We start from the raw sequence: 18,259 nt of genomic DNA on the forward strand, positions 1-18,259 counted from the left end.
ATTCCGCTTTTTTTATGTATGTAGAAGTAATTATTTATCATTTCTAACTTCCCCAACATTCGATTGAATAATTGCTTTACCTTTTATTTTTATTGCTGAAGTGTGCTCGGTAAATTGAACAACTAAAATTTCATCTTTATCTAATTTTTCAGCATGATGAAATCGTGTATCGGTACCTCTAGTCAATCCAATTACTTGAACGCCATTTTCAAGTGCCTTAACAATAAAATATTCCCCTTTATTTAAATCTTGCATGAAGGTACCTCCTAAAACAGTCAATTAGATGTAAGTAGAAAATTGTAAAAGAAAAAGGGTGCAATATGCACCCTTCACTTCTGCCCATATGTAAAAAATTATTTTACAATATCTTTAAGGGCTTTACCTGCTTTAAAAGCTGGAACTTTACTTGCAGCAATTTCAATCTCAGCACCTGTTTGAGGGTTACGTCCTTTACGAGCAGCACGTTCGCGCACTTCAAAGTTACCGAAACCGATCAATTGTACTTTCTCACCATCTTTAAGTGAATCCATGATAGATTCAAAAACTGCATCTACAGCTTTCGTTGCATCTTTCTTGGATAGTTCGCTTTTTTCAGCGACTGAATTGATAAGATCTGTTTTGTTCATGATATTCACCTCCTTCCAAAATCATTTACGTTGAAGCATCGAACTAAAATGGCAATATTCCATTTGTTCACTAATATCATCCAACTTATACTTCCAATCATCAATTAAATGATGACAAAGCTTATAATAAACGACTTTCTGCTTAAATTCAACAAAAAACAGCAAGATTTATATTTTTTTGTTCTTTATACCTAGTAATTACCGTACTTATTACATAAATGTGATCTTAAATAAAGATATTTTAAAAACCGTGCTTAAAGCTTACATATTAGGTGTGGACACCTATTTATAAACCAAAAAACGACTTGGAATTCAAGCCGTTAGAGGATAATTGCTATTAAACCACCAGAACCTTCGTTAATAATACGTTCTAATGTGTCTTTTAGTTTATATCTAGCGTTTTCAGGCATAAGTGATAATTTCGCTTGAATTCCTTCTCGTACAATAGAACTTAATGATCGACCAAATATATCAGATTGCCAAATTGATAATGGATCGTCCTCGAAGTCTTGCATTAAGTATCGCACTAACTCTTCACTTTGTTTTTCTGTTCCAATAATTGGTGCGAATTCTGACTCTACTTCTACTTTAATCATATGAATGGATGGCGCTACTGCTTTTAATCTAACGCCAAACCTCGCACCTTGGCGGATAATCTCTGGCTCGTCTAACACCATATCAGCTATTGATGGTGCAGCCACACCATAACCTGTTTGTTTTACCATTTGTAGGGCATCAGCGATTTGATCATATTCTCGTTTTGCTTTCGCAAAGTCCTGCATTAATTCAAGTAAATGATCTTTCCCTCTAATTTCTTCCCCTACTATTTCTTTTAAAACTTGATCATACAAGTGATCTGGTGCCTGTAAATCAATTTCAGCAATACCTTCACCCATTTGGATACCAGCAATCTGCGCTCGGTCAATATAATCATAATCATCAAACTGACCCACAACCCGATCTACATCTCGTAAACGTTTGATATCTCTTACAGTTTCTTGAATTGCCAATTGATAGCTCTCTCGTAACCAATGATCATCATCTAAAACCATTACCCAACTAGGTAAGTTTACATTCACTTCTAAAACAGGGAACTCATACAATGCTTCTCTCAGCACGTTATACACATCATGTTCTTTCATACTCTCCACACTCATAGCTAATACAGGAATATCATATTCATCCGCGAGCTGTTGTCTAAGTAACTCTGTATCTTGATGGTAAGGCTGAACAGAGTTTACAACCATGATAAACGGTTTACCAACTTCTTTTAGTTCATCAACTACACGTTGTTCTGCTTCAACATAGTCAATGCGAGGTATATCACCTATTGATCCATCAGTTGTTACCACAACACCCATTGTAGAATGCTCTTGTATAACTTTTCGTGTTCCAATCTCAGCTGCTTCATGAAATGGAATTGGTTCCTCATACCAAGGCGTATGAATCATTCTCGGTCCATTTTCATCTTCGAAACCTTGTGCACCTTTTACCGTATAACCAACGCAATCTACTAGCCTTACATTGACGTCTAAGCCATCATCAACATGAATAGCAACCGCTTGATTTGGAACGAATTTCGGTTCGGTTGTCATAATTGTTTTACCCGCCGCACTTTGTGGTAATTCATCTTGTGCACGCGCTCGATCGCCCTCATCGGCAATATTAGGTAAGACAACCAGTTCCATGAATTTTTTAATAAATGTTGATTTACCAGTACGTACTGCTCCTACTACACCTAAATAAATATCTCCATTCGTTCGTTTCGAGATATCTTTAAAAATATCAACTCTTTCCAAGTGATCCCCTCCCGATCTACTTCACCATAAACGATTACGAATCTTTGACATTTACAGTCTATGACATTGTCCTACTGTAATATGACTCGATTACGAAATAAAAATTCGAGAATGTCAAATCTTATGTAGATGAAGCTCAGTTGAACTAATTGTCCACTCCTAAGATTATTACTACAGAGAATCACTTATTATGCTTAAAAAAGATATTTTTTTAAAAAAATATAAAAAAAGACCGAGACAGAAGGGGCAATTTCCATCTCGGTATGACTAAATAATACCCAAAGCAACTCTAAAATGAATGCTTGTGCGTTTTATATTATGCTGATGAATCTATTTTGCATCCTCATATGCCCAGTTCCATCTACTTTTTAAAAAGTTGACTTAAGGCGTTTATATCAGTTGGCACATTATTCTTTGTAATGGATTCGACTAATTTGTCTTCTTTTTCTTTGGAAATTGGCTTATTGGCCATCTTAGCTAACTGTCTAACCAAGTTTCTTACCGTCGTTTCATTTGAGAAATCAGCATTTTGAACAGAATTAGCTACTTTTATAATCTCATCTGAATTAATGTTAGATTTTTTTTGAATCTGATCAAACATATTGTTTTTGAAATCGCTCACGTACTTCTCCTCCTTGACTAAATATCTTCAACATACTATATGCAAGGAGGAATAATGATGTTAACCCATATAAGGATTACTTAAAATACTTATAAATCTTCCATTTCATGACGTCGCATCCGTGTCATTAATTGATCAACAACATCTTTAGGATCTGCACCTTTAAATAAAATGTGATACAAACCCGTTGTAATTGGCATATCAATCTTTCGGTCTACGGCAAGATGGTAAGCTGCTTCAGTAGTATAAACACCTTCCACAACCATTCCCATTTCATTTAACACATCGTCAAGCGGGTTACCTTTAGCTAAAAGGTTACCTGCTTTCCAATTTCGACTATGGATACTAGTGCAGGTAACAATTAAGTCACCAACACCACTAAGGCCAGTAAATGTTAATGGATCCGCCCCCATTGCTGTACCTAATCGTGCTATTTCTGCCAAACCTCTCGTCATTAAGGCTGCTTTTGCATTATCACCATAACCTAATCCATCGGAAATACCAGCTCCTAAAGCAATAATATTCTTTAAAGAGCCTCCCAATTCTACGCCAATCATATCTGGACTAGTATACACACGAAAATCTTTATTTATAAACAGATCCTGTGCTTTTTGTGCTTCAGCAATACTTTTTGAAGAAGCTGTTACCGTAGTAGGATGCTTGATAGCTACTTCTTCTGCATGACTTGGTCCAGACAAAACAACTATTTCTTCAAATAGATTTTCTGAAAGTTCCTCTTCCATCATTTCTGAAACACGTTTAAATGTTTTAGATTCAATTCCTTTAGTTCCATGAATAATCGTCACTTTATGATCAATTATTTTGTCGACCTGTCTACAAACATCACGTATAGCCTTAGTAGGTAGAACAAATACAATAGTGGTAACATCTTTTAGTGCCTTGTCTAAATGACTCGTTACAAATAAATCATCTGGTATTTCTATTTCCGGCAAATAGGCTACATTCCTATGTGTCTTGTTTATATCGTCCGCATGATCTTGTTTGTGTGTCCATAGACGAACGTCATGACCATTCTCTTGTAATACCAAAGCTAAAGCTGTTCCCCAACTCCCAGCACCCAAAACTGCAATTCTATCCATCTATTTCTACCTCCTAATTAACTTCTTTGTCTTGCAAATATTTTTATTGGTGTGCCTTCAAAACCAAAAGCCGCACGTATACGATTTTCTAAGAATCGTTCATACGAAAAGTGAAGAAGTTCTGGATCATTAACAAACACAGCAAAACTAGGAGGTTTAACCGCTACTTGTGTTGCATATAATATCTTAAGTTTCTTACCTTTAAACGTACTGGTTGGATTTGTTGCGATAGCATCCATAATAACATCGTTTAAAACGTTAGTTTCTACACGTTTTGAATGATTCTCACTAGCAATTAAAACTTGTGGAATTAAAGTTTGAGTACGTTTTTTCGTCTTGGCTGACAAGTACACAATTGGTGCATAATCCAAAAATGGAAATTGTACACGAATTTTCTGTTCAAATTCCTTCATTGCCTTATCATCAGAAATAACTGTATCCCATTTATTCACAACAATAACAACAGCTTTGCCTGCCTGATGTGCATAACCCGCAATTTTTTTATCTTGTTCAATAATACCAGATTCAGCATCAATTAATGTTAAAACAACATCTGAACGCTCAATTGCTTTTAATGCACGTAAAATACTGTATCTTTCTGTAGACTCATAAATTTTACCACGTTTACGCATACCGGCAGTATCAATTATGATAAAATCCTGATCATCTTTTGTAAAAGGTGAGTCAACTGCGTCGCGAGTTGTTCCTGGAATACTACTAACAATTACACGTTCCTGTTGTAACAAGGAGTTAACTAATGATGATTTCCCTACATTTGGTCTACCGATTAAACTGAAGTAAATAGTCTCTTCATCAACATCCTCTTGCTCTAATGTTGGGAAATAGGATACTACCTTATCTAAAAGATCTCCGAGTCCTAGACCGTGCGTACCAGAAATAGAGTATGGCTCACCAAATCCTAATGAATAAAATTCATAAATTTGTTCGCGCATCTCTGGATTATCTACTTTATTCACAGCTAAGACAACTGGTTTGTTTGATTTAAATAAGATTTTAGCTACTTCTTCATCAGCAGCTGTAATTCCTTCTCTTCCGTTTACCATGAAAATAATAACATCGGCTTCTCGAATGGCTACATCAGCTTGTTCTCGCATTTGAACAAGTAATGGTTCGTCGCCTAATTCAATACCACCTGTATCAATAAGATTAAATGTAGTTGTCAACCATTCAGCTGGTGCATAAATACGATCTCTCGTCACACCTGGAGTATCTTCTACAATGGAGATTCTTTCCCCCACAAGTCGATTAAATATCGTTGATTTACCTACGTTTGGTCTTCCTACAATTGCTACTACTGATTTTCTCATGAAAGGTACATCCTTTCTTATACGTTCATATGATATGTTTTACATTATAGTAGATAGAAATCTATATCTATAACCTTAACTTATACATTTTAACAAAAGCGGTAACTTTAAACAACAATTGATTTTAACAAAGACTGTTTTAAAAAAAGTTATCATTTTAATGTTTCACGATAATATATAATTCATCGCTCAGTGCATGACAGATTCCATCAATAATCGCTTCAAGATTTGCTCCAACCTTGTCCATTTCATTTTTATTTTCACAAAAAAAGATGGGTGCGCCCCCTGACACTTTTTCTTTGTTTATTGTAATGATAGCTAAAATTGCTTTCTCTATATCCATCTTACTTACCTCGATTCTTTTTACTAGCTTTAGATTCAGAAGGCATACGAATTGCATTTTCTAATACTGGAACAGCTCCTATAACATTTTTGGCCTTTTCAACATCTTGATTTTGAGGCAAAATAAAAACGCCAATTCTACCGTCATCTAAATCTCGTTTAATTAACGGAGCTAGGGCTGGGGTTCCAGAATCACGGAACACGCCTAAAGAAATAGACACATCGTGTAAAATTGCTTGTCTCTGTCCTAAATTTGCAATTGTCGAGCGGACATTAAAATTTTTAGGTGTAAGCACAAATCCCATTCCATACTGTAGGATTTCTTTTTGTCTAGCTGGAAGTCCAATATTCATGATGTAAATATTATCAACATATAAACCAGCACCATTGAAATGAACTTCTTTCTTTTCAATCTCCACAATTTCTTTCATAGTCGAACCACTCATTAACTTTCGAACGACTATAAAACTTAAAATACCAAATAAAATTGCCGACCACCAATTAATGACGATGTAAATTAATGTAGTTAAAAAAGATACGAAAATAACTAGGTAATTTCTGCTTTCAAACGCTACAGCAATCCCTTCAATGTATGTATTTCCTCTGGGTACTAATTCATAACTATCTAATTCTGCCAGCGTATTACGTTCCATATTTCGAACTTCTCTAAATTGCGATGCAGCAATTGTCAGAAAGGTAACTGCGGTAAATTCTTTTTCCATTATGGCCGGTATCGCTACAGCACCTAATGCAGCCGCAATGAAACCTAAAGCAAGATGAATTACTTTTCCATGCAAGTATGTAGGGTACTGTCGATAGTCTGTTCGAAGCATGATAGCGCGAGAAATCGTCCCAAATACTACACCGTAAATAATTGGTAATGTGTATTCATTCATTTGTCCACCCCTTTTTTTGCAGTTCTACTTGTTGTAGTATATCCTCGAATTTTAATTTTATTTCTTTCCAAATATATAAAATTAATACTGAGGAAACATGTAAGAATAGTAAGTCCATAATACCGCTATCTCCAATTGGTAGATCCCAACCAATTCGATCAACTAACAAGACATAAACAACTTCACCAAGACTGATAGACAAGCAACCTATCAAAAAGCATTGGACATAATTTCTGCTAAAAAATAGCGTCAGTAAAATTATAATAGCGGCATATAAATAAACACGGGGTATAATCACCCATACTGGACTAACAACTTCCCATAAGCGTAAACCAGTATAACTAAAACCAATGAAGGTAATGACAAAAAGTGTATATAATTTACGGTTTTGCTTTACTAAAAGGAAAAATGATCCACAAATAAGTACGAAAAAGGAAAGACCTATTTCATAACCCAAAATAGTGAATTTCATCAAAGATAAAGCAATAATAAGTAGGATAAAAAAGGTTAAAGTTGTTCGATTCTTTCCTTTTTGCATAAAAAAAGTTGTTATAACCCAAAATATCCAACCTAGCCAATAAAATAAAATGCCATCCAATGTGATCACCACCAGTAGTCATTATAGCTATTGCTCCATACTTTTAAACACTTATAATAAAAGTTGGACACAAAAAAGCCCGCACATTAAAAGTGCGGACTTCTCAAAATTATTATATGATGATTATGAAAGGTGTACGAAGTCAACTTCAACTTTGAAGTGCGAGACTCTCTAGTTATACCAATACGTAAATACCTGTTTCATTCTGAGAAAGTTGAATTATTTATATTTATCTAATTTGTTACCAATCATATCTCCAAGTTGAAAACCTGCATGATCACTTTCTTTTACATAAGCTTTTAGATCTTGTTGATTCTGATCAGCTTCTATTTCTTTAATACTTAATGATACACGTTTATCCTTTTCATTTACATCTAGAACTTTCACTTTAATTGACTGTCCCACAGATAATACTTCTTGAGGCGTACCAATATGTTCAGTAGATATTTGTGAAATGTGTACAAGACCCTCAACTCCAGGTAACACTTCAACAAAAGCACCAAAGTTAACTAAACGTTTTACCGTCCCTTCAACTATGCTACCAGATTGTAATTTTTCTTCAATATTTTCCCATGGTCCAGGTGTTGTTTCTTTTACAGAAAGCGATATTCTTTCATTTTCTATATTAATTGCTAATACTTTTACTTTAATAGATTCGCCTTCTGAAACAACATCCGATGCTTTTTCAACATGTTCATGGGATAATTGAGAAATGTGCACAAGTCCATCAATTCCACCTAAATCAACAAATACACCAAAGTTGGTAATTCTCGCTACTTTACCTTCTAGTATCTGACCTTCGCTAATGGAAGCCAGCACTTCTTGTTTCTTTTCACTTTGATCAGATTCTACAACAGCACGATGAGATAGAATTAGGCGATTTTGTTCACGATCGAATTCTACAACTTTCAAAGCTAGTTCTTTATCTTGATAGTCAGAGAAATCCTCTACGTAATGATTCTCTACTAAAGAAGCAGGAATAAATCCTCGTACACCTAGATCAACAACTAGTCCGCCTTTTACAACATCTTTAACAGTCGCTTCAAAAATTTCACCATTTTTAAATTTTTCTTCTAGATCATCCCACGCTAGATCAGCATCAATAGCACGTTTAGATAGGACAATTTCATCATCATCTACTTTTTTTATTTTCAACGTTAATTCGTCACCTTCACTAACAACATCGCTTGCGTTTTCTACGTGAAGACTAGATAGTTCGCTAATCGGAACAATCCCTTCTACCTTATAACCAATGTCAACTAATACTTGTTTTTCTTCTACTTTTACAACTTTACCTGTAATTGTTTCGCCTTCTGTTAATTCTTTGAAATTTGATACTTCATTATTCATTTCATCCATACAAGAGGCCTCCTTCAATTTACGACAAAACTCAAAACTGCAATGTCCTTTTTTCTAACTTCTAACATTTCAAGCTGTTTGTCAAGTGTTAGCCAGTGAAACTTACAAATTAGCCTGTCTTAATTGTCTTATTTCTTCCATAATTATATCCGTTACCTCTCGTGCCGATGCTTTTCTCTCACGCAATTCTTCCATATTAATTGGTTTACCATATACCACTTTAAGTCTTTTTCCCTTTTGATACGGCCCAATAATAGCACAAGGAGTTACTTTGGCATCCGATCGTAAAGCAAAAAAACCAACGCCTGACAATCCTTCTCCAACTTCTCCATTTTTACTTCTCGTGCCTTCTGGAAATAATCCTAATGTATTTCCTCCCTTAAGGATTTCTAGTGCAGTCCGTAGGGCATTACGATCTTTCATACCTCGCTTAATTGGGAAAGCATGTACTTTTCTTAATAATACACCAATGATTTTATTGGTGAATAATTCCTCTTTGGCCATAAAGTATATATTACGTGGACAAGTTATGCCTACAACTAATGGATCCCAATTTGATATATGGTTCGAACAAATAATAACAGGACCTTGTTTTGGAACATTTTCTTTCCCAATAACGTTCATGCGATAGGCAGGTTTAACATATAATCCTACAAGTCCTTTAGCAAAATTATAGAAACTCATCTACTTTGCTCCTTTACACAATGCACAATGTCTAATATCTTACTACTAACTCCTTTAATTGATAAAGCTGTTGTATCAATCTCTATCGCATCTTCAGCTTTTAGAAGAGGAGAAACTTCTCGCTCTGTATCTAACTTATCTCTTCTTCCAATCTCATACTTTAATTGTTCTAGTTCTGAAGCAATTCCTTTTTTATCATTTTCCTTTTGTCTTCGTTCAGCTCTTTCTTCTACAGAGGCAATCAGAAAAACTTTCACCTCTGCATCGGGAATCACATGTGTACCAATGTCCCGTCCATCCATGACAACACCACGCTTAGCAGCCATCTGCTGTTGTCGCTTAACCATTTCATTACGAACACTAGCATGTTTAGCAACAATCGAAACAAGGTTTGTCACTTCTTGCGTTCTTATTAATTCTGTTACGTCTGTTTGGTCAAGATAAACCTTTTGACCATTTTGACCTTGATCTAATTCCAGTGTAGTTGCTACAATTAAATCGTGTAATGCATCGCTATCCTCTAGATTAACATTCTCTTGTATTGCTTTATAAGTTATCGCCCGGTACATCGCACCCGTATCTATGTATATATAGTCTAAATCAGATGCTACAATCTTAGCAACTGTACTTTTTCCAGCTGCAGCTGGGCCATCAATAGCAATAGCTATTTTTTTTTCAACCATTTTTATTCTTCCTTTCTAAACAAAAACATCTATTAAAATAGTACTTCTAAAAGAATACCACATTTATGAAATTGACGTTATTCTTCTATGGAAATATTATTCACAAAATATATACCCTCTAAAAAATAGACATGTTAAATTAAAGATCTTTCCGTCTTTCTTTTAATTGTGTTTCAAAGCAATAACGAATAATTTGTTGCCTCTCTTTTTCATTTATAGTAGTAAATTTCATTGATAATAGCCGTCTATCCGATTCCTTTTTTTGATACGTGCGTATTGCTTCAGCTTGAGCAGTTACATAAATCGTTTCACCTGATTCCATCGGTAAAACAAGCCACATTTCAACTGTCTTACCAGGTTCGATTGTTTGATTGGAAGGTAAAGCAATAGCTAAACCTCCACCACTTATATCATAGGTAATTGTTGTAAATGGTTGCTCGATTTGATTCGTATCATGAATAGATATATCAAGCGTAGTCATTATCCGAACATACTCTCTTCTTTGAATTCTTTTTAGATCATCTTTTGGAAAATGTAACAGTAACATCGGTACATTAGCTGTTTTTTTTCCTTTTATTTCTGTATCAAATTGATAAATAGATTGATCATTACCAATGAAATTTGCTAGAAAAATAGTTCCTTTTGGAAAAATGCTTGTCCTACCACTTTGTTCATTAATTGGATAATCTATATACATTGTAGTTCCTTTCATCTCTACAACCTTGCACCTATACCGATGCATTTCTCCATCCTCATTTTCAGCTTCTAATGTAAGGGTTGTTCCAATTTTCATCAAAATGTTTCCTTCTCTCTAGGTAATTCTACACATGTCTATATGTATTATCGCAAATAACATACAGATTACGCAAGATAATAATAGAGATTAAAGAAAAAAAGAAAGGGTTTTTTTCCCCTTTCTTAATCAACATTCCATTTTGCTTCAGCTGTTTTTAATTTCTCTACATGAATTTCCTCACCAGACATCGCATTAATAAATATACGGAATGTTTCATTATCTTTTGTTCCTAGAAATGCATATGCCAAAACTTCCTCCATACCACTATCATCAACAATAGCTAAATGCTGATCTTGAATAACTACAGATGTATTTACCTTCTCTTTTGCTTCATCAATTGATAGTGTAGGCTCTTCGATTTTTCTCTCTATGTGGTTGCGGTAAAAGTCTGTTCCAATAAAACCTAATATCTCTCCATTATCTAATGCTACTTTCATTTGCAGTTTATCCGGGTAAATACGAACGTCATCTTGTTGATATAAGAATTGAAAAACACCGACGTGATCGTATTGACTACTTTGGAACATTTCCATATTCTCAAATCCGTTTTTCTCTAAAAACTTTTCCGCCTCTAGCTGTGCATCATTTAAACTTAACTTTTTATCTTTAATTTCTCGATTTAACATAAATGATAGCGGATGACCGCCTTTGATTGAAATATCAACATACCCATGCTCATTGCCTTTTTCAAAGGAAGCACTATACATTGGAATCGTTGCGCCATCTCCACTTTTAGCAACCGTTAAATCAATGTCCTGATCTAAATCAAATAATTCACGAATTCGTTCTTCAACTTTTGATTCAGATATTTTTTTACCATTAATAAATTTAAATTCATGCGTTTCATTAGATATACCTGTTAAACTTGCTGATAGATTACTTTCTGAATAGCCACCTAGCGTCTCCTCTACAGTTTCAAAACCATCAATAATCGTATTATCCATTGGTTCATCCTCAGAAGCTAAAGCTAACTGTACATCCATCCAACGTAAATTCTCTTCTAAGACCGCGTGTTGTACCTTTCTTAATTCATTTTTTATATCCCCAGCTGTTTGATACAATTCGTTTAAAGTATTTATTTCATCGTCAGTTAAAGGTTCTTGTTCAAGATTACGGACAGACGCACGATAACTAAAATCACCAATGTCAGATAAAAATTCTTCCGTTTTGTTAAATGGCATTAATACTAGGGGGAGTTGACCCACGTCACTTTGTGCTTCTGATGTTAATCGCCAAATTTCAATTAATTGTGGCGATATTCTTTCTTTCGTATTCATCGCTAATGTTGTACCTATCTTGTCATGTAACAAATCCATTTCATAACTTAAATCATGAAATGCACGCTGATAATTATTCTCTGCTTGTACTAAAATTTCATTTTTTTCTTGATGTTCTTGGTATCCCCATGCACCGGTTGCAAATACAACGATCGCTAGTAGACCAATTGCAATCCATCTAAACATGATAGTCATTCTCCTTTCTTACATACAAAAAACATGTTTGCCAATTTTTTTGATTTGTGGTCTTGACCAAATCCAACTCGATGTAGCAGTATCTGGATTAAAGTAGTATATTGCTTCACCAGTTGGATCCCATCCGTTAATCGCATCTACAACAGCATCCTTAGCTCTATCATTTGGTGTTAACCAAATCTGCCCATCTGCTACGGCAGTGAATGCTCTTGGTTCAAAAATAACGCCAGAAACAGTATTCGGAAAAGTAGCGCTATTCACCCTATTTAATATGACTGCAGCAACAGCTACTTGTCCTTCATAGGATTCTCCTCTTGCTTCACCATAAACAGCATTTGCCATTAATTGAATATCATTTTGCGAAAATCCATTCGGAACATTAACTGCTGTTGGTTCGAGCGATGTTTCAGGGCTTTCTTCTACCTCTTCTTGTGGTGCTTGTTCATTCTTTGGTTCTTGTGGCTCTTGTTTTGGTGCTGGCTGTGCTTCTTGTTTAGGGGTATTTTTTTTCTTTTTTATTTGATCTTCATTGGGCACACCACCATAGTGCGTAAAATTATTTCCAGCTTCAATTTGTTGCTTTACATATGCTCTATCATATTCCGATGCTTTCTCTAACTTTTGCTTTGCAGCTGTACCTGCTAAACCATCGATTTCCATACCAAATTCGTATTGAAAATTGCGTAAGGCCCAATACGTACTCCACCCAAATACACCATCAATTTTTCCGTTATAAAATCCGAGATACTGCAATCTTGCTTGCAACTCTATAACATCCTCACCAGTCGCACCTTGTTGAATTACTTGGTCACTAAACGCGTGGGTCGTGTTTATAGGTACAACGTTTGTAAAACTAAATAATATACCTACGAAACTGAATAAGAAGATGCTTTTTTTAACTATACTCATCCTGCGCTCCTCCTAGATTCTTAGAAGTAATGGTTTCTATCTTGTTATGTATTTTCGTGCGAAACTGTTATTTTATACATTGAATTTAGTCATCTATGATGTTAATTACATAAAAAAAGCAAGTATCCTAGTTACAAAATCGTAAGGAATACTTGCTATAAATCAGGTGTTTTCTCACTTTTAACCTGATTATAGATCGGTATATGCTGTTGGTTTGCCATTTTAACTTTTTTCATACCATTTAACCATAATATAACCATAAATGGTATTAATATATAAAACCATCTTCCGCCTGGTACAATTTGCAAAATATAATCATATAAACCATGTAATATTACTGGAATAAATAAAGCACTAATCATGATCGACCGAGAATGTATTGCATTAAACTTTGCTTTACCTAAATAATATCCCATAATTACCCCGAATAAAGCATGCGAAGAAACTGGAAATATAGCTCTACTTAAAGCATATTCAATCCCATGAGCAAATAAATATAATATATTTTCAAGTGTAGCAAAACCTAAACTGATTGCAACGCCATATATTATCCCGTCATAAACGGAATCGAAATCAGTAAACTTATAAATCGTGTATATAAAAATAAACCATTTAAAGAATTCCTCTAACATTCCGGTTAAAATAAATGAAGACACGAATGGTGACTGACCAATATCTTCAACTGAAAATGCATATTGAATAAACATTATCGGGAAAACAAGCAGTGCCCCATATAAGAAACTTCGAATTATTGGTAAAAGTGGCTCTGTATTAAATCGATCTTTTAAATAAAAAAAGGACATTAGAGCTAGTGCTGGTGCAATACCGGCAGATAAAAGTGCTACCATAATTCGGCACCCTCTTCCATAAAAATTACTTTCATCGTATCATGAAAGTAGAAGACTTGAAAATACAAATATTAAAGTTGGTGCAAATAATGAAAAATATCTTACTTATTCATACTGGTGGAACCATTGCGATGACTGAGAACATAGATACTGGTTCAGTCTCCACAACTAAAAAGCATCCCTTAGCCAGTGAAGATGCAATAATAAGTCAATTCGCAAAAATAGATGACGACTATTTATTTGATCTACCATCTCCACATATTACACCAATCCTTATGTTACAACTAGGTCAGCATATTGAAAAACGTCTAAAAACAAATAGATATGATGGTATTGTTATTACGCATGGTACGGATACATTAGAGGAGACAGCTTATTTCCTCGATCTCTATTTACAAACAAAGAAACCAGTTGTTGTAACTGGTGCAATGCGCTCAAGTAATGAGGTGGGTTCAGATGGGTTGTATAATTTAATTAGTGCAGTACGCGTTGCAAGTGCAATTGAGTCTGAAGAAAAAGGGGTACTTGTTGTTATGAATGATGAAATTCATACAGCAGCATATGCAACAAAAACATCAACAAGTAATATTGCAACTTTTAAAAGTCCACAATTCGGTCCAATAGGTATGCTGACAAAACAAAAAGTTTATTTTTATCATAAATGGATTTCACTTGAAACGTATCAAGTAGAATCTATAACGAAAAACGTTCCTTTAATTAAAGTATATGCTGGTATTGATCAAACATTATTTAATGCAATTACCGCAACATCATTAGATGGATTAGTTATTGAGGGATTTGGTCAAGGAAATGTTCCACCAGCCATAGTTGATTCTATAGAACAACTTATAAAAAATAATGTGCCTGTTGTTTTAGTATCGCGAAGTTTTAAAGGAGTTGTTCAACCTACTTATGATTATCCAGGTGGTGGAAAACAATTAAAAAATGCAGGTGTTTTATTCGCTAAAGGACTATCCGGTCAAAAAGCAAGAATCAAGTTGCTCCTATTACTTGAATCCAATTGTTCACCAGATCGGTTAGAAACAATATTTGAAGCATAAAAAAACAGCACAGTAGTGCTGCTTTTTTATTGAAAATAATTCATTACTTTTTTGCTATAGCTTCAGCGATAAGCGGTCCATGAAATCGTCCGTTTTCAATAAAGATTTCATTGTTATTAAACCCGGCTACAATTACACCTGCAATATAGATATTATCCACATTGGTTTCCATTGTTTCCTGATTAAATGAAGGTCTGCCTGTTTCATCATCTACTTCGATATTCATTTCTTTCAAAAAAGATTGATCAGGTTGGTAACCAGTCATAGCAAAGACAAAATCGGCTTTTACTTGTTTCGATTGATTATCCACGCTATAGTCAACAGTTTTTTCCTTAATTTCAGTAATGGTAGCATTAAATTCCATTGTTATCGTTCCTTTATTTGCTAATGAAACAAATTCAGGTAAGATCCACGGCTTAATGCTATTAGAGTAATCACTACCTCGATAAAGTACTGTGATATGAGCGCCAGCATTATGTAACTCTAACGCTGCATCAACGGCCGAATTTTTCCCACCGATGACGACAACGTTTTTATTGTAATATGGATGGCTTTCCTTAAAGTAATGACTAACATGGGAAAGTTCTTCCCCTTTTATACCCAATAAATTTGGCTGATCATAGTAACCAGTTGCTACGATTACGGAATGTGTTTTGTATACATTTTTTAATCCGGTATTCGTCTCTGTATATAGGAGAAAATCGTCACTTTGGCGCAGCACCTTTACTACGCGTTCATAGCTATTTACACGTAAGTCTCTTCTTTTTGCTACCTCACGATAATAGGCTAGCGCTTGATTACGAACAGGTTTTTTATATTCTGTAATAAACGGTATCTCTCCAATTTCCAATCGATCACTGGAGCTAAAAAACGTTTGATGCGTTGGGTAATGATAGATCGCATTGACGACATTGCCCTTTTCAATTAATAACGGTTCTATACCTTTGTTTTGTAATGCAATAGCTGCTGACATACCACAGGGTCCTGCCCCAATAATAATAGCTTGCTCTTCTTGCATAATAAATCCCCCTAGCAGTCATTTCTGTTTTACTTGGCAAAGTATTTGGTTAATTGCTTTACTGCATCTTGTGACATGATTGTATTACCGTACTCGATTAAACGATGTGATGTTAGGATACTTGGTGAAGCAAACTCAGACAAAATCGCAATAATATGTTCTCGATTCACATCTAATACTTCTTCATCTGTTAATTCCATATAATAATTTCCTTCAAATGAATATACAGTACCGCCTGTTATTCCAACTTGATCTAAATGTATCGCTAATTGAATCAAATCTTCAAACGATTGGAATAGAAAAATTAATTCTTTACTTTCGTCCAACGTTACCTTCATTTCTATAAAATCTTCTTCGTCTTCTTCATCCTCAATTTGACTTTGTGTTACGATAATTAACATACCCTGTGCTTGCATTACGTGAACTTGCACTAATAATACACCTTCTAATTCAAAACCCAATTCATCACTAGCTTCATACATCATATCGTGGAACAAAGCCTGCATTTTAGGTAAATCTCTCCATAGGTCTTCTTTTGTTAAACCTCTATCAACCAAATCATCAAAAGTTAGAAATATTTTAAATTGATCAGAAGAAAGTCGTTCTAAACGCATGTTAATTACCCCCCTTATTAGCTACCTTTATATTGTAATACGTAATTTATATCATAATATGCTATTGTATACGATTTTGTAACGAATACCAACCCATATAAATAAACAACAGAAATTGATTGGTATCAAATAAGGTACTTTTATTTATTTAAAAGTACCCTACTTGAAATTATGTATATTATATAGTAGTTATAACTTGATTGAAAGCAAACAAATTACTATAAATCAAGATTTACATATTTTTAATATCTAATACACGAAACCCTGCTCTTTCAAGCTTACTCTTTAGTTTATTCGCATCAACATCTTCATTCACTTTTAAAACAATTCGTCTTGCTAATTTATCTGTTTCATCAAAGGTTGTAATAGATATAATATTAGCATGTAGCTGTTTTAAGATGTCTGCTAATCTAGCAAAGCGGCCTGATGATTCTTCAGAAGTGAATGCAATTCGAACACCCGGTTTCTTCATTCCAAAAACACTTTCAAATTGTTCAATCACATCAAAACGACTGATTATACCAAGAAATTTCTTTTGCTCATTAACAACAGCTAATATCGGAAAACCTTTAAACGTTGTTAGTGTATTCTCGAATACCTCGTCCTCAGAAATATATAAATCATGCTGTGTTAAAATATCTGCTACTATCTTCGATTCTAAAAATTCAGTTCGTTCTAAATCTTCTTGAAAAAAGGCCTGATAAATATCTTGTTTTGAGATCATTCCTTTGAAAATTTTATCCTCATCAACTACAGGCATCGCTTGAATACTGTTATTATTCATTAGATTTAATGCTGTTTTCACTGATTCATTTGGGGATACCGTAAAACATTGATGAATTGATTTCATTGCACTTCTTACAAACACATCAAACACCTCATTTTTTATTCATTATTGATTCCAGTTATTGTTCGAAAAGAACTAATATATATCATTATACACATAGGACGTGCTTATATGCCATATATTCTACCATAGTTATTTTTTTAAAAAGGAGGCTTTAAGATGAATTATACAAACACGAAGTATTATTATCCATATATTAGTCCGTTAGACCCTTGCCCTCCCATTGTTAGAAAGAGTTATTCGACACCTCCCCATTTGTACATGGGATTTCAACCGCCTAATCTTGCACAATATCCTACAGCACGTGAAGCACTTTTTGCCGGCACTTTATGGCCAGCACTATTTGATCCTTATCCACCTAAGAAAGAGAGGGAAAAACATGAGCACGCCTAAACAAATGCCTCAACAATACTACGATCTCTTAGAAGAAATTCAAGCAGTTGACTTTGTTCTAGTTGAACTTAATTTATATTTAGATACACATCCCGAAGATTTAGAAGCCATTCAACAATTTAATCAATGTACACTTGAAAGTAAAAAGTTAAAAAAACAATTCGAAAAACAGTTTGGTCCACTCATGCATTTCGGTAAAAGCTATTCTGGTTATCCTTGGAATTGGGATAATGCCCCATGGCCTTGGCAAGTGTAAAAGGAGGA

The 18,259-nt window shown here is 34.5% G+C and carries 22 protein-coding genes; 3 read left to right on the top strand and 19 right to left on the bottom strand.

Features of this window, described 5'->3' with window-relative positions; genetic code table 11:
* Window positions 1–30 precede the first annotated feature (30 nt).
* The 16 genes from mtrB to prsW form a co-directional block, all read right to left on the bottom strand.
* On the bottom strand, window positions 31–255 hold the full coding sequence (gene mtrB / locus D2K60_RS16485; RefSeq protein WP_117169353.1) for a trp RNA-binding attenuation protein MtrB: 225 nt from the start codon (window positions 253–255) through the stop codon (window positions 31–33).
* A gap of 98 nt (window positions 256–353) precedes the next feature.
* Window positions 354–626: an HU family DNA-binding protein gene (locus D2K60_RS16490; RefSeq protein ID WP_112181185.1), complete on the bottom strand. Its 273-nt coding sequence runs from the start codon at window positions 624–626 to the stop codon at window positions 354–356.
* Window positions 627–946: 320 nt separating this feature from the next.
* The gene (gene spoIVA / locus D2K60_RS16495; RefSeq protein ID WP_117169352.1) at window positions 947–2,425 is read right to left on the bottom strand and encodes a stage IV sporulation protein A; all 1,479 of its coding nucleotides are present in this window, start codon (window positions 2,423–2,425) and stop codon (window positions 947–949) included.
* 361 nt (window positions 2,426–2,786) lie between these two features.
* Complete coding sequence (locus D2K60_RS16500) at window positions 2,787–3,047, bottom strand: stage VI sporulation protein F (RefSeq protein WP_117169351.1); 261 nt, start codon at window positions 3,045–3,047, stop codon at window positions 2,787–2,789.
* A gap of 89 nt (window positions 3,048–3,136) precedes the next feature.
* Window positions 3,137–4,147: an NAD(P)H-dependent glycerol-3-phosphate dehydrogenase gene (locus tag D2K60_RS16505; RefSeq protein ID WP_117169350.1), complete on the bottom strand. Its 1,011-nt coding sequence runs from the start codon at window positions 4,145–4,147 to the stop codon at window positions 3,137–3,139.
* A gap of 17 nt (window positions 4,148–4,164) precedes the next feature.
* Entirely contained in the window at window positions 4,165–5,475 is a 1,311-nt protein-coding gene (gene der / locus D2K60_RS16510; RefSeq protein ID WP_117169349.1) for a ribosome biogenesis GTPase Der, read from the bottom strand.
* 157 nt (window positions 5,476–5,632) lie between these two features.
* Window positions 5,633–5,818: a capping complex subunit for YIEGIA gene (locus tag D2K60_RS16515; protein WP_117169348.1), complete on the bottom strand. Its 186-nt coding sequence runs from the start codon at window positions 5,816–5,818 to the stop codon at window positions 5,633–5,635.
* Between the two features lies 1 nt (window position 5,819).
* Window positions 5,820–6,713, bottom strand: coding sequence for a YIEGIA family protein (locus D2K60_RS16520; RefSeq protein ID WP_117169347.1), 894 nt, complete (start codon window positions 6,711–6,713; stop codon window positions 5,820–5,822).
* Window positions 6,706–7,311 carry a YphA family membrane protein gene (locus D2K60_RS16525; RefSeq protein ID WP_117169346.1) on the bottom strand — a complete coding sequence of 202 codons (606 nt, stop codon included), beginning with the start codon at window positions 7,309–7,311 and terminating at the stop codon, window positions 6,706–6,708. Before D2K60_RS16525 ends, D2K60_RS16520 begins: the two co-directional genes overlap by 8 nt.
* 219 nt (window positions 7,312–7,530) lie before the next feature.
* Entirely contained in the window at window positions 7,531–8,670 is a 1,140-nt protein-coding gene (gene rpsA, locus D2K60_RS16530; protein WP_117169345.1) for a 30S ribosomal protein S1, read from the bottom strand.
* Between the two features lie 102 nt (window positions 8,671–8,772).
* Window positions 8,773–9,354, bottom strand: a complete 582-nt coding sequence (locus D2K60_RS16535) for a lysophospholipid acyltransferase family protein (protein WP_117169344.1) — start codon at window positions 9,352–9,354, stop codon at window positions 8,773–8,775.
* Window positions 9,351–10,037, bottom strand: a complete 687-nt coding sequence (cmk, locus tag D2K60_RS16540) for a (d)CMP kinase (RefSeq protein ID WP_117169343.1) — start codon at window positions 10,035–10,037, stop codon at window positions 9,351–9,353. Before cmk ends, D2K60_RS16535 begins: the two co-directional genes overlap by 4 nt.
* Before the next feature lie 139 nt (window positions 10,038–10,176).
* A complete protein-coding gene (locus D2K60_RS16545) occupies window positions 10,177–10,830 on the bottom strand; it encodes a flagellar brake protein (protein WP_240335273.1) in 654 nt (217 codons plus the stop codon).
* 125 nt (window positions 10,831–10,955) lie between these two features.
* Window positions 10,956–12,296, bottom strand: coding sequence for a germination protein YpeB (gene ypeB, locus D2K60_RS16550; RefSeq protein WP_117169341.1), 1,341 nt, complete (start codon window positions 12,294–12,296; stop codon window positions 10,956–10,958).
* An 18-nt stretch (window positions 12,297–12,314) separates the two neighbouring features.
* Entirely contained in the window at window positions 12,315–13,214 is a 900-nt protein-coding gene (gene sleB, locus D2K60_RS16555; RefSeq protein WP_117169340.1) for a spore cortex-lytic enzyme, read from the bottom strand.
* A gap of 155 nt (window positions 13,215–13,369) precedes the next feature.
* Window positions 13,370–14,062, bottom strand: coding sequence for a glutamic-type intramembrane protease PrsW (gene prsW / locus D2K60_RS16560; RefSeq protein ID WP_117169339.1), 693 nt, complete (start codon window positions 14,060–14,062; stop codon window positions 13,370–13,372).
* Window positions 14,063–14,151: 89 nt separating this feature from the next.
* On the opposite strand from prsW, the gene D2K60_RS16565 reads away from it, so the two are divergent.
* Entirely contained in the window at window positions 14,152–15,123 is a 972-nt protein-coding gene (locus D2K60_RS16565) for an asparaginase (protein WP_117169338.1), read from the top strand.
* A 43-nt stretch (window positions 15,124–15,166) separates the two neighbouring features.
* Here D2K60_RS16565 and D2K60_RS16570 read toward each other — a convergent pair whose 3' ends face one another.
* The 3 genes from D2K60_RS16570 to D2K60_RS16580 form a co-directional block, all read right to left on the bottom strand.
* Window positions 15,167–16,141 carry a YpdA family putative bacillithiol disulfide reductase gene (locus D2K60_RS16570; protein ID WP_117169337.1) on the bottom strand — a complete coding sequence of 325 codons (975 nt, stop codon included), beginning with the start codon at window positions 16,139–16,141 and terminating at the stop codon, window positions 15,167–15,169.
* Window positions 16,142–16,170: 29 nt separating this feature from the next.
* Window positions 16,171–16,755, bottom strand: a complete 585-nt coding sequence (locus tag D2K60_RS16575; protein ID WP_117169336.1) for a genetic competence negative regulator — start codon at window positions 16,753–16,755, stop codon at window positions 16,171–16,173.
* A gap of 232 nt (window positions 16,756–16,987) precedes the next feature.
* Window positions 16,988–17,623: a CBS domain-containing protein gene (locus D2K60_RS16580; RefSeq protein WP_117169335.1), complete on the bottom strand. Its 636-nt coding sequence runs from the start codon at window positions 17,621–17,623 to the stop codon at window positions 16,988–16,990.
* Between the two features lie 138 nt (window positions 17,624–17,761).
* On the opposite strand from D2K60_RS16580, the gene D2K60_RS16585 reads away from it, so the two are divergent.
* Both D2K60_RS16585 and D2K60_RS16590 read left to right on the top strand, forming a co-directional pair.
* The gene (locus tag D2K60_RS16585; protein WP_117169334.1) at window positions 17,762–17,995 is read left to right on the top strand and encodes a spore coat associated protein CotJA; all 234 of its coding nucleotides are present in this window, start codon (window positions 17,762–17,764) and stop codon (window positions 17,993–17,995) included.
* A complete protein-coding gene (locus D2K60_RS16590) occupies window positions 17,982–18,251 on the top strand; it encodes a spore coat protein CotJB (RefSeq protein ID WP_117169333.1) in 270 nt (89 codons plus the stop codon). Before D2K60_RS16585 ends, D2K60_RS16590 begins: the two co-directional genes overlap by 14 nt.
* The last annotated feature ends 8 nt before the right edge of the window (window positions 18,252–18,259 follow it).

The organism is Paraliobacillus sediminis (genome assembly GCF_003426055.1).

Excerpts from the sequence above, each read along its gene's own strand:
- sleB (WP_117169340.1), bottom strand. The coding sequence starts at position 13,214 with ATGAGTATAGTTAAAAAAAGCATCTTCTTATTCAGTTTCGTAGGTATA.
- D2K60_RS16490 (WP_112181185.1), bottom strand. The coding sequence starts at position 626 with ATGAACAAAACAGATCTTATCAATTCAGTCGCTGAAAAAAGCGAACTA.
- cmk (WP_117169343.1), bottom strand. The coding sequence starts at position 10,037 with ATGGTTGAAAAAAAAATAGCTATTGCTATTGATGGCCCAGCTGCAGCT.
- D2K60_RS16515 (WP_117169348.1), bottom strand. The coding sequence starts at position 5,818 with ATGGATATAGAGAAAGCAATTTTAGCTATCATTACAATAAACAAAGAA.
- D2K60_RS16565 (WP_117169338.1), top strand. The coding sequence starts at position 14,152 with ATGAAAAATATCTTACTTATTCATACTGGTGGAACCATTGCGATGACT.
- D2K60_RS16535 (WP_117169344.1), bottom strand. The coding sequence starts at position 9,354 with ATGAGTTTCTATAATTTTGCTAAAGGACTTGTAGGATTATATGTTAAA.
- D2K60_RS16575 (WP_117169336.1), bottom strand. The coding sequence starts at position 16,755 with ATGCGTTTAGAACGACTTTCTTCTGATCAATTTAAAATATTTCTAACT.
- D2K60_RS16585 (WP_117169334.1), top strand. The coding sequence starts at position 17,762 with ATGAATTATACAAACACGAAGTATTATTATCCATATATTAGTCCGTTA.
- mtrB (WP_117169353.1), bottom strand. The coding sequence starts at position 255 with ATGCAAGATTTAAATAAAGGGGAATATTTTATTGTTAAGGCACTTGAA.
- D2K60_RS16570 (WP_117169337.1), bottom strand. The coding sequence starts at position 16,141 with ATGCAAGAAGAGCAAGCTATTATTATTGGGGCAGGACCCTGTGGTATG.
- prsW (WP_117169339.1), bottom strand. The coding sequence starts at position 14,062 with ATGGTAGCACTTTTATCTGCCGGTATTGCACCAGCACTAGCTCTAATG.
- D2K60_RS16505 (WP_117169350.1), bottom strand. The coding sequence starts at position 4,147 with ATGGATAGAATTGCAGTTTTGGGTGCTGGGAGTTGGGGAACAGCTTTA.
- ypeB (WP_117169341.1), bottom strand. The coding sequence starts at position 12,296 with ATGTTTAGATGGATTGCAATTGGTCTACTAGCGATCGTTGTATTTGCA.
- D2K60_RS16545 (WP_240335273.1), bottom strand. The coding sequence starts at position 10,830 with ATGAAAATTGGAACAACCCTTACATTAGAAGCTGAAAATGAGGATGGA.
- D2K60_RS16520 (WP_117169347.1), bottom strand. The coding sequence starts at position 6,713 with ATGAATGAATACACATTACCAATTATTTACGGTGTAGTATTTGGGACG.
- D2K60_RS16590 (WP_117169333.1), top strand. The coding sequence starts at position 17,982 with ATGAGCACGCCTAAACAAATGCCTCAACAATACTACGATCTCTTAGAA.
- der (WP_117169349.1), bottom strand. The coding sequence starts at position 5,475 with ATGAGAAAATCAGTAGTAGCAATTGTAGGAAGACCAAACGTAGGTAAA.
- rpsA (WP_117169345.1), bottom strand. The coding sequence starts at position 8,670 with ATGGATGAAATGAATAATGAAGTATCAAATTTCAAAGAATTAACAGAA.